Origin of the sequence: Streptomyces bugieae (genome assembly GCF_036352915.1) — a bacterium.
Classification (GTDB): domain Bacteria; phylum Actinomycetota; class Actinomycetes; order Streptomycetales; family Streptomycetaceae; genus Streptomyces; species Streptomyces endophytica.
The window spans coordinates 124,144-142,278 of record NZ_JAZBJP010000012.1; the positions used below are offsets into that span (position 1 = coordinate 124,144).

Annotated in this window: 19 protein-coding genes; 7 read left to right on the forward strand and 12 right to left on the reverse strand. The window is 73.0% G+C overall.

Annotated elements, in window-relative coordinates:
• Positions 1-156: 156 nt before the first annotated feature.
• Genes V2J85_RS20715 through V2J85_RS20725 form a run of 3 tightly spaced genes read right to left on the reverse strand, consistent with a single transcriptional unit; the run spans position 157 to position 3,242 of the window.
• On the reverse strand, positions 157-1,314 hold the full coding sequence (locus V2J85_RS20715) for an Mrp/NBP35 family ATP-binding protein (RefSeq protein ID WP_330822413.1): 1,158 nt from the start codon (positions 1,312-1,314) through the stop codon (positions 157-159).
• 58 nt (positions 1,315-1,372) lie between these two features.
• A complete protein-coding gene (locus V2J85_RS20720) occupies positions 1,373-1,939 on the reverse strand; it encodes a DUF1003 domain-containing protein (RefSeq protein WP_261955840.1) in 567 nt (188 codons plus the stop codon).
• Entirely contained in the window at positions 1,929-3,242 is a 1,314-nt protein-coding gene (locus tag V2J85_RS20725; protein WP_261955839.1) for a magnesium transporter MgtE N-terminal domain-containing protein, read from the reverse strand. The genes V2J85_RS20720 and V2J85_RS20725 overlap by 11 nt, the downstream gene beginning before the upstream one ends.
• A gap of 199 nt (positions 3,243-3,441) precedes the next feature.
• Between V2J85_RS20725 and V2J85_RS20730 the strand changes: the two genes are divergently transcribed.
• Positions 3,442-4,212, forward strand: coding sequence for a hypothetical protein (locus V2J85_RS20730; protein ID WP_419836811.1), 771 nt, complete (start codon positions 3,442-3,444; stop codon positions 4,210-4,212).
• A 36-nt stretch (positions 4,213-4,248) separates the two neighbouring features.
• Here V2J85_RS20730 and V2J85_RS20735 read toward each other — a convergent pair whose 3' ends face one another.
• Positions 4,249-4,791, reverse strand: a complete 543-nt coding sequence (locus V2J85_RS20735) for a hypothetical protein (protein WP_330822414.1) — start codon at positions 4,789-4,791, stop codon at positions 4,249-4,251.
• A gap of 98 nt (positions 4,792-4,889) precedes the next feature.
• Positions 4,890-6,017, reverse strand: a complete 1,128-nt coding sequence (locus tag V2J85_RS20740; protein ID WP_261955837.1) for a magnesium and cobalt transport protein CorA — start codon at positions 6,015-6,017, stop codon at positions 4,890-4,892.
• 488 nt (positions 6,018-6,505) lie between these two features.
• On the opposite strand from V2J85_RS20740, the gene V2J85_RS20745 reads away from it, so the two are divergent.
• A complete protein-coding gene (locus tag V2J85_RS20745) occupies positions 6,506-7,102 on the forward strand; it encodes a suppressor of fused domain protein (protein WP_330822415.1) in 597 nt (198 codons plus the stop codon).
• A gap of 30 nt (positions 7,103-7,132) precedes the next feature.
• On the opposite strand, the gene V2J85_RS20750 is transcribed toward V2J85_RS20745, so the two are convergent.
• The gene (locus V2J85_RS20750; protein WP_261957446.1) at positions 7,133-8,398 is read right to left on the reverse strand and encodes an MFS transporter; all 1,266 of its coding nucleotides are present in this window, start codon (positions 8,396-8,398) and stop codon (positions 7,133-7,135) included.
• Positions 8,399-8,609: 211 nt separating this feature from the next.
• On the opposite strand from V2J85_RS20750, the gene V2J85_RS20755 reads away from it, so the two are divergent.
• From V2J85_RS20755 to V2J85_RS20765, 3 genes are all read left to right on the forward strand, one after another.
• Positions 8,610-9,248 carry a DUF6758 family protein gene (locus tag V2J85_RS20755; protein WP_330822416.1) on the forward strand — a complete coding sequence of 213 codons (639 nt, stop codon included), beginning with the start codon at positions 8,610-8,612 and terminating at the stop codon, positions 9,246-9,248.
• 115 nt (positions 9,249-9,363) lie between these two features.
• Positions 9,364-10,215 (forward strand): PHP domain-containing protein, encoded by an 852-nt coding sequence (locus V2J85_RS20760; protein WP_330822417.1) that lies wholly within the window; start codon positions 9,364-9,366, stop codon positions 10,213-10,215.
• 206 nt (positions 10,216-10,421) lie between these two features.
• A complete protein-coding gene (locus V2J85_RS20765; protein WP_030413917.1) occupies positions 10,422-11,027 on the forward strand; it encodes a MarC family protein in 606 nt (201 codons plus the stop codon).
• Positions 11,028-11,165: 138 nt separating this feature from the next.
• Here V2J85_RS20765 and V2J85_RS20770 read toward each other — a convergent pair whose 3' ends face one another.
• The gene (locus V2J85_RS20770) at positions 11,166-11,318 is read right to left on the reverse strand and encodes a hypothetical protein (protein ID WP_199816409.1); all 153 of its coding nucleotides are present in this window, start codon (positions 11,316-11,318) and stop codon (positions 11,166-11,168) included.
• A gap of 203 nt (positions 11,319-11,521) precedes the next feature.
• On the opposite strand from V2J85_RS20770, the gene V2J85_RS20775 reads away from it, so the two are divergent.
• Positions 11,522-12,448, forward strand: a complete 927-nt coding sequence (locus V2J85_RS20775) for an NYN domain-containing protein (RefSeq protein WP_261955833.1) — start codon at positions 11,522-11,524, stop codon at positions 12,446-12,448.
• A gap of 27 nt (positions 12,449-12,475) precedes the next feature.
• Here V2J85_RS20775 and V2J85_RS20780 read toward each other — a convergent pair whose 3' ends face one another.
• The 3 genes from V2J85_RS20780 to V2J85_RS20790 all read right to left on the reverse strand — a co-directional run bounded on the left by V2J85_RS20780 (position 12,476) and on the right by V2J85_RS20790 (position 16,420).
• A complete protein-coding gene (locus V2J85_RS20780) occupies positions 12,476-12,937 on the reverse strand; it encodes an SRPBCC family protein (protein WP_261955832.1) in 462 nt (153 codons plus the stop codon).
• A gap of 109 nt (positions 12,938-13,046) precedes the next feature.
• Positions 13,047-13,913 (reverse strand): alpha/beta fold hydrolase, encoded by an 867-nt coding sequence (locus tag V2J85_RS20785; RefSeq protein WP_330822418.1) that lies wholly within the window; start codon positions 13,911-13,913, stop codon positions 13,047-13,049.
• Positions 13,914-14,020: 107 nt separating this feature from the next.
• The gene (locus tag V2J85_RS20790; protein ID WP_330822419.1) at positions 14,021-16,420 is read right to left on the reverse strand and encodes a DEAD/DEAH box helicase; all 2,400 of its coding nucleotides are present in this window, start codon (positions 16,418-16,420) and stop codon (positions 14,021-14,023) included.
• Positions 16,421-16,559: 139 nt separating this feature from the next.
• On the opposite strand from V2J85_RS20790, the gene V2J85_RS20795 reads away from it, so the two are divergent.
• A complete protein-coding gene (locus tag V2J85_RS20795; RefSeq protein WP_261955829.1) occupies positions 16,560-17,297 on the forward strand; it encodes a ferritin-like fold-containing protein in 738 nt (245 codons plus the stop codon).
• A 51-nt stretch (positions 17,298-17,348) separates the two neighbouring features.
• Here the strand turns inward: V2J85_RS20795 and V2J85_RS20800 are convergent, their stop codons facing one another.
• On the reverse strand, positions 17,349-17,639 hold the full coding sequence (locus tag V2J85_RS20800) for a hypothetical protein (RefSeq protein WP_330822420.1): 291 nt from the start codon (positions 17,637-17,639) through the stop codon (positions 17,349-17,351).
• A 268-nt stretch (positions 17,640-17,907) separates the two neighbouring features.
• Entirely contained in the window at positions 17,908-18,135 is a 228-nt protein-coding gene (locus V2J85_RS20805; RefSeq protein WP_261955827.1) for a DUF3107 domain-containing protein, read from the reverse strand.

Sequence of the window (18,135 nt, forward strand, 5' to 3'; positions counted from 1 at the left end):
TGGGATTCTCGGTCGTCGGGGACATCAGCTCGTACGCCGGCTGAGCGCGCCGCTGTATGCGGAAGGGGGCGGGCCCACCGGGGCCCGCCCCCTTCTTCGCATCAACTGGCGCCAGTGAGCCCCCGGAGCTCCCGTACGAGCCCGGGGGCACCACTCTCAGAACTTGTTGCGCGGGGTGATCCCCAGGGACATGCCGGCCAGGCCGCGCTGGCGGCCGCCGAGCTTGCCGGCGATCGCGCGGATGGCCGCGCCGGCGGGGGAGTCCGGGTCGGTCAGCACGACCGGCTTGCCCTCGTCGCCGCCCTCGCGGAGCCGGACGTCGATCGGGATGGCGCCGAGCACCGGCACCTGCGTACCGGTGGTCTTCGTCAGGCCCTCGGCGACCCGCTCGCCGCCGCCGGTGCCGAAGACGTCGACCATCTCGTCGCAGTGCGGGCAGGGCAGCCCGGACATGTTCTCGACCACGCCGACGATCTTCTGGTGGGTCTGGACGGCGATGGAGCCCGCGCGCTCGGCGACCTCGGCCGCGGCCTGCTGCGGGGTGGTCACGACCAGGATCTCCGCGTTCGGGACGAGCTGCGCCACCGAGATCGCGATGTCACCGGTGCCCGGCGGCAGGTCCAGCAGCAGCACGTCCAGGTCGCCCCAGTACACGTCGGCGAGGAACTGCTGGAGGGCGCGGTGCAGCATCGGGCCGCGCCAGACGACCGGCGCGTTGCCGGGCGTGAACATGCCGATCGAGATGACCTTCACGCCGTTGGCCGACGGGGGCATGATCATGTTCTCGACCTGCGTGGGCCGGCCGTCGGCGCCCAGCATGCGGGGCACGGAGTGGCCGTAGATGTCGGCGTCCACGACGCCGACCTTCAGGCCGTCGGCCGCCATCGCCGCGGCGAGGTTCACCGTCACCGACGACTTGCCGACGCCGCCCTTGCCGGAGGCGACCGCGTAGACCCGGGTCAGCGAGCCGGGCTGGGCGAACGGGACCTCGCGCTCGGCGGTGCCGCCGCGCAGCGACGCCGCCAGCTCCTTGCGCTGCTCGTCGCTCATCACTTCCAGGTCCACCCGGACGCCGGTGACGCCCTCGACCGCGGCGACCGCGTCGCTCACGTTGCGGGTGATCGTCTCGCGCATCGGGCAGCCGGAGACGGTGAGGTAGACCACGACCGCCACCGCGCCGTCCGCCGCGATGTCCACCGATTTGACCATCCCCAGTTCGGTGATGGGGCGGTGGATCTCGGGGTCGTTCACCGTCGCGAGCGCATCGCGGATCGCGTCCTCGCTCGGGGTGCCTGGGGCAGTGTCGTGAGCCATGTCCCGATGGTACGGCGCATGAGGCGGCCTCCGGAAAGGCCGTCGGCGGTCGCGTTCGTCACTCTCCGCGGCGGCCCTCCGGCACCGCCTCCAGATCCCGCAGCAGGTCCTGCAGTTCGGAGCGGATCCAGTCGCGGGTGGCGACCTCGCCCAGCCCCAGCCGCAGCGCCGCGATCTCCCGGGTCAGGTACTCCGTGTCGGCGATCGAGCGCTCGTTGCGCTGGCGGTCCTGCTCGTGGGTGACCCGGTCCCGGTCGGCCTGGCGGTTCTGCGCCAGCAGGATCAGCGGCGCCGCGTACGAGGCCTGCAGCGACAGCGCCAGGGTCAGGAAGATGAACGGGTAGCCGTCGAACCGCAGGTGGTCCGGCGCGGTCACGTTCCAGGTGATCCACAGGATGATGGCGACGGTCATCCAGACGATGAAGCGCCCGGTCCCCAGGAACCGGGCGATCTTCTCCGACAGTCGCCCGAACGCCTCCGGGTCGTACTCCGGCAGGAACGTCCGGCGCGGGGTGCGCGGCACGTCCAGCCGCACCCGGGACCGCTCGGCGGTGCCGCGCCGCACCGCCGAGGCGCCGTTCGCCCGGGCGCGTTCGCGCGCGCTCTCCCGCTCCTCAGCGCCCATCCGGTGCCTCCGCCCGGCTCCCGGCGCCGGTCAGGCCGGCCGGCCCGCCGGCGTGCAGCTCGGACTCCCGCCAGTCGTCCGGCAGCAGGTGGTCCAGTACGTCGTCGACGGTCACCGCGCCGAGCAGGGCGCCGCTCTCGTCCACGACCGGCGCGGCGACCATGTTGTACGCCGCCAGATAGCTGGTCACCTCGGTCAGCGCGGTGTCCGGCGGCAGCGGCGGCAGATCGGTGTCGACGATCGAGCTGACGAGGGTGAACGGCGGGTCGCGCAGCAGCCGTTGGAAGTGCACCAGGCCCAGGTACTTGCCGGTCGGGGTCTCGTCGGGCGGCCGGCACACGTACACCTGGGCGGCGAGCGCGGGGGAGAGGTCCGGGTCGCGGACCCGGGCCAGCGCGTCGGCGACCGTGGCGTCCGGGCGCAGCACGATCGGCTCGGTGGTCATCAGCCCGCCCGCGGTGCGCTCCTCGTAGGACATCAGCCGCCGCACGTCCGCGGCCTCCTCCGGCCGCATCAGGTCCAGCAGCCGCTCCTTGTCCTCGTCCGGCAGCTCGGAGAGCAGGTCGGCGGCGTCGTCCGGGTCCATCGCCTCCAGGACGTCGGCGACCCGTTCGTCCTTGAGCTTGCCGATGATCTCCAGCTGGTCGTCCTCCGGCAGCTCCTCCAACACGTCGGCGAGCCGGGCGTCGTCGAGCGCCGCGGCGACCTCACCGCGCCGTTTGGCGGACAGGTGGTGCAGCACGCCGGCGAGGTCGGCCGGCCGCAGCTGCTCGAAGGTGGCCAGCAGGCTCTCCGCGCCCTGGCCGTGCTCCTCCAGCGAGAAGCCGGTCACCGCCGACCACTCGACGGTCAGCGTCTCGCCCTTGCGGCGCAGCGCCCCGCTCCGGCCCTTGCCCTTGCGGACGAAGACCTTCTCGATCTCCCAGTCGCGGCGGGCCGGCAGCCGGGTGATGCCGATGTCGAGGACGGTGGCCTCCTCGTCGGTCTCCACCAGCCGCACCCGCCGGTCCAGCAGCTCGCCGAGCACCAGTGTCTCCGACGCCCGCTGCTCGAACCGCCGCATGTTGATCACTCCGGTGATCACGATCTGCCCGGACTCGATACCGGTCACCCGGGTCATCGGCACGAAGATCCGGCGCCGGCTGATCACCTCGACGACCAGCCCGAGCAGCCGCGGCGGGCGGGCGCCGACCCGCAGCAGCGCGACGAGGTCCCGCAGCCGGCCGACCGGGTCGCCGTTGGGGTCGAAGACGGCACTGCCGGAGAGGTGGGAGACGAAGACCCGGGGAGTCACCACTGCCATGCAGAGCGCCGCCCTTTCTCTCCCGTTTTCGCCGGAAACAAGGCATCAATTCGGGTTCAGGCTAACGCGCCCCGGCCCGCGCCGCCCCGGTGGAGGACGCCGTAGGGTGACCGCCACGCATCCCCCCGACGCGCCCGTACGTCCCAGGTACGCTGCCGTACTGCTGTCGAGGTCACCCGCATCAGGAGGCAGAGCCGACGTGAGCGCAATCCCCCCGGGGGTCCGTCCCCGACGCCTGCCCGGAGCCCGCCGTACGGGGCGCGCCGCGCTCGCGGGGGCGGTCTGCGCGGTACTGGCCGCGGGGCTGGCCGGCTGCGGCGCGGACGAGGACCCGGACGCCGGCACCAACGGCGTGGGGAAGCTGCCCCCGGCGAAGATCCAGGCCAGGACGCGGGCCGCCGCCGAGCACGCCGACACCGTCCACCTCACCGGCAACGTCGTCAGCAAGGGCCTCACCTACAAGCTCGACATGAGCCTGGCCGAGCACGGCGCCAAGGGCGAACTGACCACCAAGGCGGCCGCCTTCCAGCTGCTGCGGGTCGGCGACGCGCTCTATCTGAAGGCGGACGCGGCCTTCTGGGCGGGCGAGAAGAGCGGCGCCTCCGGTGCGGCGCAGAAACTCGGCGGCAAATACGTCAAGGTGCCGGCCTCCGACCCGGTCTACCGGAAATTCAGCGGTTTCACCGACAAGGACACCCTGCTCGCCAGCCTGCTCGGGCTGCGCGGCAAGCTGACGGCCAAGGACCGCTCCACCGTCGGCGGCGTCCGCACCGTCCGGCTGGCCGCCGGGGCCGGCGCCGGCGGCGTCCTGGACGTCTCCCTGGAGGGCACGCCCTACCCGCTGCGGCTGCAGCGCGCGGGCGGCGCGGGCGTGGTCCGGCTGGGCGACTGGGGCCGGCGGGTGGACCTCAAGGCACCGGCGAAGGACCAGGTCGTCGACTACGGGTCGCAGATCTCCGGCGCGCACTGAGCGGCCGGGCCCGGGGCGCCGCCCGGTGGCGTCCGGTCAGCCCTTGCGGCCGCGGCGCAGCAGCTTCGGCAGCGCCGCCGGGATCGGCCGGCGGGTGATCGCGGGGCTCGCCAGCGGCGGCGCGGCGTGCGAGTCCTCGGGCATCAGGCCCGGCCGCTGCACGGCCGGGGCGCCGGCCGGCTCCAGCCGCAGCACCCGGCACTCGCGCGCCCAGCGCTCGGTGAGGGTGTCCGCGTCCGGCGCGTTGAGCCGCTTGCCCTTCAGCTCCTCGACGGCGGACCGCCAGGCGTCGCCCTCCGGTGCGGCCTCGACGACCGTGGCCTGCCAGACGACCAGCCGGCCGCCCTTGTCCTTGCTGCGTACGGTGACCGTCGCCGGGCCGCCGTCGGTCAGCCCGAGGTCCGCCAGCGGCTGCTCACCGCTGCCGTCGCCCACGAGGCAGGCCGCGCCGTCGTGCCAGACGTGCCACAGCGCCCGGGCCGGGCCCGTCGTCCCCCGCACCCAGATGAGGCCGGACTTCTTCGTGGCCTCCTCGATGAGCGCCCGATCCTGCAGGGCCTGCGACTCGGTCTCCGTCATACCGCTCAGCCTAATGGGCCGGTCCGGACGCCCCTGGGACCGCCCGTCCGCTGAGACGGTCACCCGGGGGCCGGGCCGGATCCGCCGCGCACCCGCCGTCACAACCACCCGTTGCGCTTGAAGCCGCGGTGGATGCCGACGCAGATCGCGACGGTGACGACCAGCACCGCCGGGTAGCCGTACTTCCACTTCAGCTCGGGCATGTAGGTGAAGTTCATGCCGTAGATGCCGGCGATCATCGTGGGCACCGCGAAGATCGCCGCCCAGGCCGTGATCTTGCGCATGTCCTCGTTCTGCGCCACCGCCGCCTGCGCGAGGTTGGCCTGCAGGATCGAGTTGAGCAGGTCGTCGAAGGACAGCACCTGCTCGTTGACCCGCGCGAGGTGGTCGGCGACGTCCCGGAAGTACTTCTGGATGTCGGAGTCGACCAGCCGCATCGGCCGCTCGCTGAGCAGCTGCATCGGCCGCAGCAGCGGCGACACCGCGCGCTTGAACTCCAGTACCTCGCGCTTGAGTTGGTAGATCCGCCCGGCGTCGCCGCCCTTCGCGGAGCTCTTGGAGCCGTTGCCCTTGCCGTTGGTGCCCGAGCTGAAGACGTCGATCTCCACCTCGTCGATGTCGTCCTGGACCGCGCCGGCCACCGCCATGTAGCCGTCGACCACCTGGTCGGCGATGGCGTGCAGGACCGCGGACGGCCCCTTGGCCAGCAGCTCCGGGTCGTCCTGCAGCCGGTGCCGGAGCGCCCGCAGCGAGCCCTGGCCGCCGTGCCGCACGGTCACGATGAAGTCCCGGCCGGTGAAGCACATCACCTCGCCGGTCTCCACGACCTCGCTGGTGGCGGTCAGCTCGGCGTGCTCGACGTAGTGGACGGTCTTGAAGACGGTGAACAGCGTGTCGTCGTAGCGCTCCAGCTTGGGCCGCTGGTGGGCGTGCACGGCGTCCTCGACGGCGAGCGGGTGCAGCCCGAACTCCTTGGCGATACCGGCGAATTCGGCCTCGGTGGGCTCGTGCAGCCCGACCCAGATGAAGCCGCCGTCGGCGCGTACGGAGGCCATCGCCTCGGCCGGGGTGACGTGGTCGCTCACCCGGCGGCCCTCGCGGTACACACCGCAGTCGACGATGGCGCTGTTGGCGCAGGACGGGGCGTTGCTCTCGGAACGGTACGGGGCGTCGTCGCGGCGCCGGGACGGGCGGACGGCGGCGCGCAGGTCACGGATCATCGACATGGCGGGCTCCTTCACGGGCCGGCCGTCAGCGCGGGCGCGGGGCGTAACGCTGCCCGGAACGTGGACGTACCGGGCGTCATCGGCGGTACGTCCGCAAAGCGGGCGGCGCTCCGTGCGGGATGCTGACGGCGATTCGCAGAACACGGAACAAAGAGGCGAAGGCGCTCTTCCGTCATCTACATCCGGCGCAAAGGCGCTTCCATGGTTTCGCCGCTCAGCGGCGGGGTACGGAAGCTCTCGATCAGGAGAGTGGTTGCGCGAGGGGGATGACAGGAGAGCTATCGGTACTGCACGGTCGACTCGGATCCACCGCAGCCCCACCTCCTCCGGCCGGTCCCCGCTGGGGGACGAACGTCATTCCCTGACCAGACGGCAAGGCTATCAGCCGCCTGGAGCTGAACGGCGCCGCTTTGCCTGTTCCATACGAACAACGAAGCTGCCGCACAGCGCAATCAGGGGCGACGGCGGACCGGCCATATGCTCGCGGCATGTCTGATGTTCTTGAGCTGGTCGAAGCCCGGTTGCGGACGAGCCTGGGCGAGCCGGACGCGCGTGCCGCCATCACCTTCCTCGGTACCGACCGTATCGAGGTGCTCCGCTTCGTGGACGACCAGGTGGTGCGCTACGCCACGCTCGGGATGTCCGCCCAGCCGATGGCCGATCCCACCGCGGTGGTCGCGGACCCGTTGAAGGGGCCGCGCGCCGAGCTCGTGCTGTCGGTGAAGGCGGGCCGCGCCGACACCGACAAGGCGCTCCGCCCGCTCGCCGTGCTCGCCGCGTCCCCGCAGGTGGAGGGCGTGGTCGTGGCCCCCGGCGCCTCCCTCGACGTGGGTGAGCCGCTGTGGCCGGGCGCGCCCTTCACCTCGGTCCTGGTGGGCGAGCCGGGCGGGCTCGTCGAGGATCTGGAGCTGGACGCCCCGATGGACCCCGTACGGTTCCTGCCGCTGCTGCCGATGACGCCGAACGAGGCCGCCTGGAAGCGGGTGCACGGCGCCCAGGCCCTCCAGGAGCGCTGGCTGGCGAACGGGACGGACCTGCGGGACCCGGCCCGCAAGTCCGTCCCGCTGGACGTCACACCGGAGTGAGCAAGCTCACCAACCTCCGTGTGGCGGAGGTCAGTTGGCGAAGACCGTGACGCCGTCCTCGGTCGCGTGCTGCGGCTGGTGCTCCGCCGCCTCGTGGGCGAGCGCCTTGCGTCGTACGGCGACCACGACCGCGCCCAGCACCGCGGTGACCGCCGCGACCACGAACGGGATGTGGATGTCGGTCCACTCCTCGATCTTCGGCGCGAGGAAGGGCGCCGCGGCGGCCGCGAACCAGCGGACGAAGTTGTAGCCGGCGCTCGCCACCGGGCGCGGCGCGTCGGACACGCCGAGCGCCAGCTCGGTGTAGACCGTGTTGTTCACGCCGATGAAGGCGCCGGACAGGATCGTGCAGACCACGGCCGCGGTGTGGTTGCCGTAGCCGAGGACGAGCACGTCCACCGCGAGCAGCACCAGCGAGCCGCCGAGCACCCGCAGCGAGCCGAACCGCGCCTGCATGCGCGGGGCCACGATCACCGAGAAGACCGCGAGCAGCACGCCCCAGGCGAAGAACACCGCGCCCGAGCGGTACGGCGTCATGTTCAGCACGAACGGCGTGAAGGCCAGCACCGTGAAGAACGTGTAGTTGTAGAAGAACGCCGAGACCGCCGCCGAGGCCAGTCCGCCGTGGCCGAGTGCCCTGACCGGGTCGAGGAGCGAGGTCCTGCGGGCCGGCTTCGGCTGCTCCTTGAGGAACGCCGTGATGCACAGGAAGCCGATCGCCATCAGGGTGGCCGTGCCGAAGAAGGGGTAGCGCCAGCTGGCGTTGCCGAGGGCCGCGCCGAGCAGCGGGCCGCAGGCCATGCCGAGGCCGAGCGCGGACTCGTACAGCAGGATCGCCGCCGCGCTCCCTCCCGCCGCCGCTCCGACGATGACCGCGAGGGCGGTGGAGACGAAGAGCGCGTTGCCCAGGCCCCAGCCCGCCCGGAAGCCGACCAGTTCGCCGACCGAGCCGGACGTACCGGACAGGCCCGCGAAGACGACCACGAAGGCGAGGCCGAGCAGTAGCGTCCTGCGGCCGCCGATCCGGCTGGAGACGAAGCCGGTCAGCAGCATCGCGACGGCGGTGATCAGGAAGTACGAGGTGAACAGCAGGGAGACCTGGCTGTTGGAGGCGTGCAGGCCGCGGGCGATCGAGGGGAGGATCGGGTCGACCAGGCCGATGCCCATGAAGGCCACGACCGAGGCGCCGGCCGTGGCCCAGACGGCCTTCGGCTGGCGCAGCAGGGAGGTGCCGCCCTCGTCGAACGGATCGGCCGTCGTGCCGCCGCCGTGGCCGCTGCTCGTGGTGCCGCTCATGCCGCGGTTCCCCTTCCCGTTGCCGGAGATCGTTGCCATTTACATATATTAAGTTAGGTGCGCTAAAGAATGCAAGGGGCAACTATTTCTTGGGATGGGTGGCCGCGGGGCGCCGGAGCGGTCAAGTGCGGGGCGTGGCAAGTGATTCCGCGCACACCGGTCGGGTGATCGTCCTTGACGCGGCGGCGGGCCTGGAGGACCGTGGGTCCTTATGAGGGGCGAACCCAGTTGCCCGAAGTGCGGAGGCCGGGTACGGGCGCCCGGTCTCTTCTCCGACACCTGGCAGTGTGCCGTGCACGGCACCGTGCATCCGCTCCAGCCGGTCGTCCCGCCGAGCGTCGAGGCGCTCGGCGTCGTCGTGCACCGTGCGCAGGTCCCCGTCTGGATGCCCTGGCCGCTGCCGGTCGGCTGGCTGTTCACCGGCGTGGCCTGCGCGGGCGACGACCGCAGCGGCGGCCGGGCGACCGCGGTGGCCTGCTCGGGCCCCGGACCGCTCGGCGGCCCCGGTGAACTCCTCCTGGTCGCCGAGGAACTGGGCGTCGGACTCGGCGCGCGCTACGCCGGCATCGACGGCCCCGACCCCGGCCCCCACATGTCCGACGGCAAACCCGCGCACGGCAAGGTGCTGGCCGCCGGCCGCCCCACCCCGCTCTGGCATGTCGACGGTGCGCCGCCGGACCGCGCGGTCTTCGCCGGCGAGGCGCGCGGGCTGTGGCTGTGGGCGATCGCCTGGCCCGAGCAGTCCGGGCTGCTGATGTACGACGAACTGGTGCTGACGGACCTGCGCGAGGCGGGCGCCGAGGTGGACCTGCTGCCGTGCGGGGCGCTCTCCCCGCGCATCCTGAGCTGACCGGGCGGGCCGTCCGGCGAGGGGCGCCGCCTGGCGGCGCGGGCCGGGCCGTTCGGCGGCCCGGTTATCCTTCTGGGGTCCCCCGTCCGTCCCGCAGCAGTCTGGAGTCCGCGTCGTGCGCATCGATCTGCACACCCACTCCACGGCTTCCGACGGTACGGACACCCCGGCCGAGCTGGTGCGCGGCGCCGCGGCCGCCGGGCTGGACGTCGTCGCGCTGACCGACCACGACACCGTCGCCGGGCACGCCGAGGCGCGGGCCGCGCTGCCCGAGGGGCTGACGCTGGTCACCGGCGCCGAACTCTCCTGCCGGCTCGACGGGGTGAGCCTCCACATGCTCGCCTACCTCTTCGACCCCGAGGAGCCCGAACTCGCCCGCGAGCGGGAGCTGGTCCGCGACGACCGCGTGCCGAGGGCCCGGGCCATGATCGGCAAGCTGCGTGAGCACGGCATCCCGGTCACCTGGGAGCAGGTCGCCCGGATCGCCGGCGACGGCGCCGTGGGCCGCCCGCACATCGCCACCGCCCTCATGGAGCTGGGCGTCGTCGACTCGGTGAACGACGCCTTCGCGTCCTGGCTCGCCAGCGACGGCCCGGCGTACGTGGAGAAGCACGAGCTCGACCCGTTCGACGCGATCCGGCTGGTCAAGGCCGCGGGCGGGGTCACCGTCTTCGCGCACCCGCTGGCCGTCAAGCGCGGCGCCTGCGTACCGGAGAGCGCGGTGGCCGAACTCGCCGCGGCCGGCCTGGACGGCATCGAGGTCGACCACATGGACCACGACGCGCCGACCCGCGCCCGGCTGCGCGGGATGGCCGCCGACCTCGGCCTGCTGGCCACCGGCTCCAGCGACTACCACGGCAGCCGCAAGACCTGCCGCCTCGGTGAGTACACCACCGACCCCGAGATCTACGGGGAGATCGTGCGCCGCGCCACCGGCGCCTTCCCCGTCCCCGGCGCGGGCGGCTGAGCCCGCCGCGGGCCGCCGGCCGCCGGGTCGTACCGACCGCGCGCGCCGTTCCGCCCGCCGGTCCGCGCCGCACCCGCCGCGCGCCCCACCGGCTCCGCCCTTCCTCCCTTCCCTTCCGTCCTCACTCCCGGGCCCGCGCGCGTCCCGCGCCGGCCCGTGACCGTCCCGATCCGCTCGTCCGTACCACCTCTCGCAAGGCCAGCACCATGTTCGACGTCGCCGTCTTCAGCACCCTTTTCGTCACGCTTTTCGTGATCATGGACCCTCCGGGGATCACCCCGATCTTCCTCGCCCTCACCTCCGGCCGGCCGGCCAAGGTCCAGCGCCGGATGGCCTGGCAGGCCGCCGCCGTCGCCTTCTGCGTGATCGCCGTCTTCGGGCTCTTCGGCCGGCAGATCCTGGGCCGGCTGCACATCTCGACGCCCGCGCTGATGATCGCGGGCGGGCTGCTGCTCCTGCTGGTCGCGCTGGACCTGCTGACCGGGAAGTCGGAGGAGCCGACCCAGACCAAGGACGTCAATGTGGCGCTGGTGCCGCTGGGCATGCCGCTGCTGGCCGGGCCCGGCGCGATCGTGTCGGTGATCCTCGCGGTGCAGCACGCCCACGGGTTCGCGGCCCAGCTCTCCGTGTGGGCGGCGATCGCGGCGATCCATGTGGTGCTGTATCTGGTGATGCGCTTCTCGCTGGTGATCATCCGTGTGATCAAGGACGGCGGGGTGGTCCTGGTGACCCGGCTGGCGGGCATGATGCTCTCCGCGCTGGCCGTGCAGCAGATCATCAACGGCGTGCTGCAGGTCATCCAGGCGGCCTGAGCCCCAGGGCCGGCCGGGAGGGGCGCCGCCTGTGTACGGCGGTCCTGTCTACGGCGGTCCCTGCCTACGGCAGCGCCCCCGTACGGTGTGTTCCGTACGGGGGCGCTGCGGCATCGGTGGCCTGTCGGCGGCCAGGGATTAACGGGCGACGGTGTCGGCCGGGCGGATGTAGATGCGCTGGCCGGTTGCGGCGGCCTGCTGCACGATCCGGTTGACGGAGGCGGCGTCCACGACGGTGCTGTCCACGGCCGTGCCGTCGACGTCGTCCAGGCGCATGATCTCGAAGCGCATCAGGCTTCTCCCTTCGTCGGAATCCTCCTGCGGAGAACGTGAGTGGTGCGGATCACCGGGCCTCGTCGCCCGCCGTTCCGTACAGGTACAACGGACCGCACCCTGCAATCATTCCCTACGCTAAGGAAATTTTTCGACGGTCTAAATACTCGCAGGTAGAGAGGTTGTGCCCGCCGAGCCGACGCCCGGACAATGGGTCCGGTATGAACGACCTCCAGCCCCCGGGCCCCACCGACCTCGCCGCGCTCGCCACCGGGATGGCGCGCACCAACGAGCTGCTCGCCCGGGTCCTCAGCAAGGTCGGCACGACCCCCTCGGTGCACGCCGCCTTCGTCGACGCCGGCTACGTCTACGCCGCCGCCGGGAAGCTCGTCGCCGGCACCGAGGACCGCAAGGGCTTCGAGCTGGACGCCGAGGGGATCATCGAGGCCTTCATCGACCGGGCCCGGACGATCTTCCCGGACAGCCGGCTGCTGCGGGTGTACTGGTACGACGGTGCCCGCCGCCGGCTCCACACCCCCGAGCAGCAGGGGATCGCCGAGCTGCCCGACGTGAAGGTCAGGCTCGGCAACCTCAACGCCAACAACCAGCAGAAGGGTGTCGATTCCCTGATCCGCTCGGACCTGGAGTCGCTGGCCCGGCACCGTGCGATCACCGACGCGGTGCTCATCGGCGGCGACGAGGACCTGGTCTCCGCGGTCGAGGCGGCCCAGGGCTACGGCGCCCGGGTCCACCTGTGGGGCATCGAGGCGCCGGTCGGCCGCAACCAGGCCGAACCCCTGCTGTGGGAGGCCGACAGCACCCGCGTCTTCGACCTGGACTTCTGCAAGCCCTACGTCACCCGGCGGACCGGCGTCGAAGGCCCCGAGCAGGCCGGCGGCGAGAGCCCGGCGCCCGGCCGGGAGGAGGTCCGCTTCGTCGGGGCCCGGGTCGCCGCCCAGTGGCTCTCGGAGCGCGGCCGGGAATGGGCGGCCGGCCTGCTGCCCGGACACCCGAACATCCCCGCCCCCGTCGACCAGGAGCTGCTGACCGCCGCCGAGGCCCTGCTGCACCACTCCCTGCGCGGCCACGCCGACCTGCGCCGGGTGCTGCGGGACGGCTTCTGGGAGCACGTACAGGGTCAGCTCTAGAGGGCCCCGGGGCGGCCGAGGGCGGGTTCAGGCCTGGGCGAGGAGCCCCTCCAGCCGGTCGAAGAAGCTGCTCCAGCCCGCCTCCGCCTGCTGGTACTGCTCCGGCGTGAGGTTGCCGCCGAGCTGCCGGAAGGCCATCTCCGTCCGGTCCCCGAGATCGCTCAGGGTCACCCTGATCAGCTCGCCCTCCGAACTGCTCGGCGCATAGGCGTCGTTGAGCGTGAACTCCAGCGCCTCCGGCGGCACGACCTCCCGGTACACCCCGGAGAACGGCAGCTCGCTGCCGTCCGGGGAGTGCATGACCAAGGACCACGACCCGCCCGGCCGGACGTCCATCGTCATCCGCTCGACCGGCACCGTCAGCTCCCCGCCGAACCAGTACGCGAAGTGCGCGGGCGTGGTCCAGGCCTCGAAGACCAGGTCGCGGCGCGCGTCGAAGGTGCGGGTGAGCGCGATGCCGTGCGGGTCGTCCTGGGGGTTCTCGGTCATGTCGGGCCCTTCGTCGGCAGCCGGTGCCGGACGGGCCGCACGGGCCCGACCGCTTCCTTTCGATGCTCGCCGAACCGCCCGGCGCTGTCCCGGCGACACCCCGGGGGCGCTACCCCACCCCGCTCCAGAACCCGGTCAGCGCCTCGGCGGTCTTCTCCGGGCGTTCGACGTTGGGGGAGTGCTCGGCGCCCTCGATGACGGTGCGCCGGGCGGACAGCCGGCGCGCCATGTCGTCCATCGACGGCACCGGCCAGGCGTAGTCCAGCGCCCCGGAGACGACGTGCACGGGGAGCCCGGTACGGGCCAGCCGCGCCACCCGGTCGGGCTCCGCCAGCATCTGCCGGCCGGTCGCGATCAGCTGCTCGGGGACGGTGTTCAGCCAACGGCGGTGCAGGAACGCGCCGATCTCCGGCGGGGTCTCCGCGTCCGCCGCCTCCGGCGGGTCCAGCTCGCGCATCGCCCGCCAGACGTCCTCCATGCCGAGCGAGCCGAGCGCGTCGATCAGCATCCGCACCCGGGCCTGCTGGGACGTCTCGATGGCCGCCGGACCGGAGCTGAGCGCGGTGAGCGAACGGAACGGGGCGGCGTCGAGCAGCACCGCGGCCCGGGTGATCAGCCCGCCCAGCGAATGCCCGAGCAGATGCAGCGGACCGTTCCCGGCCTGCTGCACGGCCCGCGCCTGGGCCAGTACGTCGAGCGCCAACTCCCGCTGCGCGTAAGCCCGTTCGTCGCGCGGGCCGGGGGACTCGTGCTGACCGCGACCGTCCACGGCGACCGCCCGGAACCCGGCCGCGGCGAGCGGCGCCAGCAAGGCGATGAAGTCCTCCTTGCTGCCGGTGAAGCCGGGCACCAGCAGCGCGGTCCCGATCGGCGCACCGTCGGGCCGGGCGTCGTGCACGGCGAACTCGCCGCGGTCGGTGTCGAGTCGGTACGCGCGGGCGCACGGGGGCAGCGTGAGGGTGGGCGGCCTGCTCATGGGGTGAGGTTAACCGGGCCGGGTGGGAAAACCGGGCCGGGACGCCGAACGACCCGGCACCCGCGGGGAGCGGGGCCGGGTCGTCCGGTCCATCGGGCCGTCGGGCGTCAGTCGGCCGGCTGCGCGGCCGCGGCCTTACGGGTCCGGGTGCGCTTCGGCTTGGCCGGAGCCTCCTCGCCGTCCGCGGCGGCGGGGGCCGCGGTCTTCTTGGCGGCAGCGGTCTTCGCCGCCGTCTTGCGCGTCCGCTTCGGCTTGGCCGGCGCCTCCTCCGCGGCCTCGACGGTCACCGTCGCGGCCGCGGGGGCCTCGGCGGCGGCCGGCTCGGCGGCGGCGGTCTTGCGGGTGCGGGTGCGCTTCGGCTTGGCGGGGGCCTCGTCGGTGCCCTCGGCGGTGGCCACCGCGGCCTCGGCGGCCTCGGTGGTGGTGGCCTTGGCGGCGGTCTTCCGGGTCCGGGTGCGCTTCGGCTTGGCCGGAGCCTCCTCGGCGCCCTCGGCGGTGTCCAGCACCGCCTCAGCGGCCGGGGCGGCTTCCTGCGCGGCCGGTTCGGCGGCGGCCTTGCGGGTCCGGGTGCGGGTCCGCTTCGGCTTGGCCGGGGCCTCGGTCACCTCGGCGGCCGGGGCGGCCTCGGCCACCACGTCGGCGGCCTCCGTGGCCTGCGCCGGGGCGGCGCCCGCCACCGGGATCGTCGCCGCGGCCTGCCCGCTGCGGGTCCGCCGGCGCCGGCGCGGCTGCCGCGGTCCCGCGGCCTCCTCGGCGGCCTCCGCGCCATCGGCGGCGTCGAGCGACCCGGTCGCCTTCGCCTCGGAAGCGGCCGGGCCGTCCAGCGGCGCGCCGCCGCGGGTGCGGCGGCGCTGCCGCGGTGCACGGGTGCGCTTGGGACGCTCCTCCTCGACGGCCGCGCCCCGGCGGGGACCGCGGCCGCGGCCGCCGGTCTCGCCCAGGTCCTCGACCTCTTCCGCGGCGAGCCCGGCCCGGGTGCGCTCGGCGCGCGGCAGCACGCCCTTGGTGCCCTCGGGGATGTTGAGCTGCTCGTAGAGGTGCGGCGAGGTGGAGTAGGTCTCCTCCGGCTCGTCGAACGGCAGGTCCAGCGCCTTGTTGATCAGCTTCCAGCGCGGGATGTCGTCCCAGTCGACGAGGGTGATCGCGGTGCCCTTGGCGCCCGCCCGGCCGGTGCGGCCGATGCGGTGCAGGTAGGTCTTCTCGTCCTCGGGCGACTGGTAGTTGATGACGTGGGTCACACCCTCGACGTCGATGCCGCGGGCGGCGACGTCGGTGCAGACCAGCACGTCGACCTTGCCGTTGCGGAAGGCGCGCAGCGCCTGCTCGCGGGCGCCCTGGCCGAGGTCGCCGTGGACCGCGCCGGACGCGAAGCCGCGCCGGGAGAGCTGGTCGGCGATGTCGGCGGCGGTCCGCTTCGTCCGGCAGAACACCATCGCCAGACCGCGGCCCTCGGCCTGCAGGATCCGCGCGACCATCTCCGGCTTGTCCATGGAGTGCGCGCGGTAGATGTGCTGGGTGATGTTGGCGACCGTCGCACCCTCGTCGTCCGGCGCGGTGGCGCGGATGTGGGTCGGCTGCGACATGTAGCGGCGGGCCAGCGAGATGACCTGGCCGGGCATGGTCGCGGAGAACAGCATGGTCTGCCGCTTGGCCGGCAGCAGCTGGATGATCTTCTCGACGTCCGGCAGGAAGCCCAGGTCGAGCATCTCGTCGGCCTCGTCCAGGACGAGGGTGCGCACCTGCGAGAGGTTCAGCTTCTTCTGGCCCGCGAGGTCGAGCAGCCGGCCGGGCGTGCCGACGACCACGTCGACGCCCTTCTTCAGCGCCTCGACCTGGGGCTCGTAGGCCCGGCCGCCGTAGATCGCCAGCACCCGCACGTTACGGACCTTGCCGGCGGTGAGCAGGTCGTTGGTGACCTGCTGGCACAGCTCACGGGTGGGGACGACGACGAGGGCCTGCGGCGCCTCGGTCAGCTGCTCGGGCTGCGCCCGGCCCGCCTCGACGTCCGCCGGGACGGTGACCCGCTCGATGAGCGGAAGTCCGAAGCCCAGGGTCTTGCCGGTGCCGGTCTTGGCCTGGCCGATGACGTCGTTGCCGGAGAGGGCGACGGGGAGCGTCAGCTCCTGGATGGGAAAGGGGGAAACGATGCCGACGGCTTCCAGGGCCTCAGCGGTCTCGGGGAAAATCCCGAGGTCTCGGAACGTAGACAGAATCTTGCCTCTTCTGTGAGACGCGGCGTGAGGCGGCGAAGGGGGTCGTACCGCACCGTCGCACGGTTTCGTACGGGGCCGGCCAGATGGGGCCGGTGGCGCGGGACCACTGCCAACGCTCAGGCGCTCCTGCCGCGAGCGGTGTGCCTCCTGCTGTGCGTACGTCTCGTACGCGCCGCGGGGGAGGGCGGTCGGTTTGGAGCCGATCGGGCCACCGACCGGGCATCCGCTTCGTGGAACGACCCACCGATACTCGGCAGGTCCAATACCACTGTACCCCGGATACGGCGCCCCCATCCGAAGGCTTGTATGAGTGAGGAATACGTCACGTCCCCGCGCACCGCTCGGAGGCCGGTCCGGCGGACTGATCGAACGGGTGAACGGAACTGGCTGACCAGGGCCTTCCCCGGACCGCCGAGCGGGCTATTGTGCCGCCATGGGAACGCCTGACAACGCCGCGGCTGACGCGCAAGAACACACCGGGATCGCCGCCCAGGACTGGGCGCAGGCATCCGCCGACCCGCACTACAGGGCCGCCGTGATCGATCTGCTCGGCGCGCTCGCGTACGGCGAGCTGTCCGCCTTCGAGCGCCTGGCGGAGGACGCCAAGCTCGCGCCGACGATGGACGACAAGGCCGAGCTGGCCAAGATGGCCTCGGCCGAGTTCCACCACTTCGAGCGGCTGCGGGAGCGGCTTTCGCAGATCGAGGCCGAGCCGAACGAGGCGATGGAGCCGTTCGCCGCCGCGCTGGACGAGTTCCACCGCCAGACCGCGCCGTCGGACTGGCTGGAGGGCCTGGTCAAGGCGTACGTGGGTGACTCGATCGCCAGTGACTTCTACCGCGAGGTCGCGGCGCGGCTGGACGCCGACACCCGCGATCTGGTGCTGGCCGTGCTGGACGACACCGGGCACGCGTCCTTCGCCGTGGAGAAGGTGCGGGCGGCCATCGAGGCCGAGCCGCGGGTCGGCGGGCGGCTCGCGCTGTGGGCCCGCCGCCTGATGGGCGAGGCGCTCTCGCAGGCCCAGCGGGTCGTCGCGGACCGCGACGCGCTCTCCACGATGCTGGTCGGCGGGGTCGCCGACGGCTTCGACCTGGCCGAGGTGGGCCGGATGTTCTCCCGGATCACCGAGGCGCACACCAAGCGGATGGCGGCGCTGGGCCTGGCGGCCTGACAGCCGGCGTACGAAGGAGGGGCGGCGCACGTAGGAGGGGCCGCCGGGCGCTCAGGCCGTCCGGTGCCCCTTCAGCGTCGCGGCCGGCCGCCGAAGACGGCTGCGCGGCGGGCGCACCAGGACCGACAGCAGCGCCGCGCTCACGGCGACCGCGGCGAGCATCACCTGGACGGGATGGCCGGGGCCGAGGATCGAGCGGGTCAGCAGCGCGCCGAGCAGGGCCGCGACCGGGCCGGTCGCCAGGGTGAGACCGCGCGCGGGGAAGTGGTCGGGCAGCCGGCGCATGGCGAAGACCGCGATGGCGAGGCCGATGGCCACGGCTCCGAGCGCTTCGAAAATCATGCTCTTCCCTCCCACGTTCCGTGCGGACTCGGGGCAGCACGCCGGTGGCGCGGTGCGCCGATCCGTCGGGCGAACAAATCGGTCGTAGGCGGTCGTACCCAGGGGGCGGCGGCAGCAACCCTCGACGCGCCACCCCGCTGCCCGATCAGCTCAGCGGTCCGGGCACCCGGCGCGACCAGGACGAACGGAAAAGGCGGCGGCCCGGGGGAACGCGTCCCCCGGGCCGCCGCCCTCGTGCTCCGCGGGCGCCGCGCGCGGCGCCCGTCGATCAGAGCGCGCCGAACCCGACCTTGCGGCCGGCCGGCTCGCCGATCTCCACATAGGCCACCCGGTCCGCCGGGACCAGGATCTTGCGGCCGTGTTCGTCCGCCAGCTTCAGCAGCTCCGACTTGCCGGCCAGCGCCTCGGCAACCGCCCGCTCGACCTCTTCGGCAGACTGCCCGCTCTCCAGAACGATCTCGCGGGGCGCGTGCTGCACGCCGATCTTGACCTCCAC

Bases quoted from the DNA above. Each gene is read 5' to 3' on its own strand.
- V2J85_RS20715 (WP_330822413.1), bottom strand. From the start codon at position 1,314: ATGGCTCACGACACTGCCCCAGGCACCCCGAGCGAGGACGCGATCCGC.
- V2J85_RS20720 (WP_261955840.1), bottom strand. From the start codon at position 1,939: ATGGGCGCTGAGGAGCGGGAGAGCGCGCGCGAACGCGCCCGGGCGAAC.
- V2J85_RS20725 (WP_261955839.1), bottom strand. From the start codon at position 3,242: ATGGCAGTGGTGACTCCCCGGGTCTTCGTCTCCCACCTCTCCGGCAGT.
- V2J85_RS20735 (WP_330822414.1), bottom strand. From the start codon at position 4,791: ATGACGGAGACCGAGTCGCAGGCCCTGCAGGATCGGGCGCTCATCGAG.
- V2J85_RS20740 (WP_261955837.1), bottom strand. From the start codon at position 6,017: ATGTCGATGATCCGTGACCTGCGCGCCGCCGTCCGCCCGTCCCGGCGC.
- V2J85_RS20745 (WP_330822415.1), top strand. From the start codon at position 6,506: ATGTCTGATGTTCTTGAGCTGGTCGAAGCCCGGTTGCGGACGAGCCTG.
- V2J85_RS20750 (WP_261957446.1), bottom strand. From the start codon at position 8,398: ATGAGCGGCACCACGAGCAGCGGCCACGGCGGCGGCACGACGGCCGAT.
- V2J85_RS20755 (WP_330822416.1), top strand. From the start codon at position 8,610: ATGAGGGGCGAACCCAGTTGCCCGAAGTGCGGAGGCCGGGTACGGGCG.
- V2J85_RS20765 (WP_030413917.1), top strand. From the start codon at position 10,422: ATGTTCGACGTCGCCGTCTTCAGCACCCTTTTCGTCACGCTTTTCGTG.
- V2J85_RS20770 (WP_199816409.1), bottom strand. From the start codon at position 11,318: ATGCGCTTCGAGATCATGCGCCTGGACGACGTCGACGGCACGGCCGTG.
- V2J85_RS20775 (WP_261955833.1), top strand. From the start codon at position 11,522: ATGAACGACCTCCAGCCCCCGGGCCCCACCGACCTCGCCGCGCTCGCC.
- V2J85_RS20780 (WP_261955832.1), bottom strand. From the start codon at position 12,937: ATGACCGAGAACCCCCAGGACGACCCGCACGGCATCGCGCTCACCCGC.
- V2J85_RS20785 (WP_330822418.1), bottom strand. From the start codon at position 13,913: ATGAGCAGGCCGCCCACCCTCACGCTGCCCCCGTGCGCCCGCGCGTAC.
- V2J85_RS20790 (WP_330822419.1), bottom strand. From the start codon at position 16,420: ATGGGGGCGCCGTATCCGGGGTACAGTGGTATTGGACCTGCCGAGTAT.
- V2J85_RS20795 (WP_261955829.1), top strand. From the start codon at position 16,560: ATGGGAACGCCTGACAACGCCGCGGCTGACGCGCAAGAACACACCGGG.
- V2J85_RS20800 (WP_330822420.1), bottom strand. From the start codon at position 17,639: ATGATTTTCGAAGCGCTCGGAGCCGTGGCCATCGGCCTCGCCATCGCG.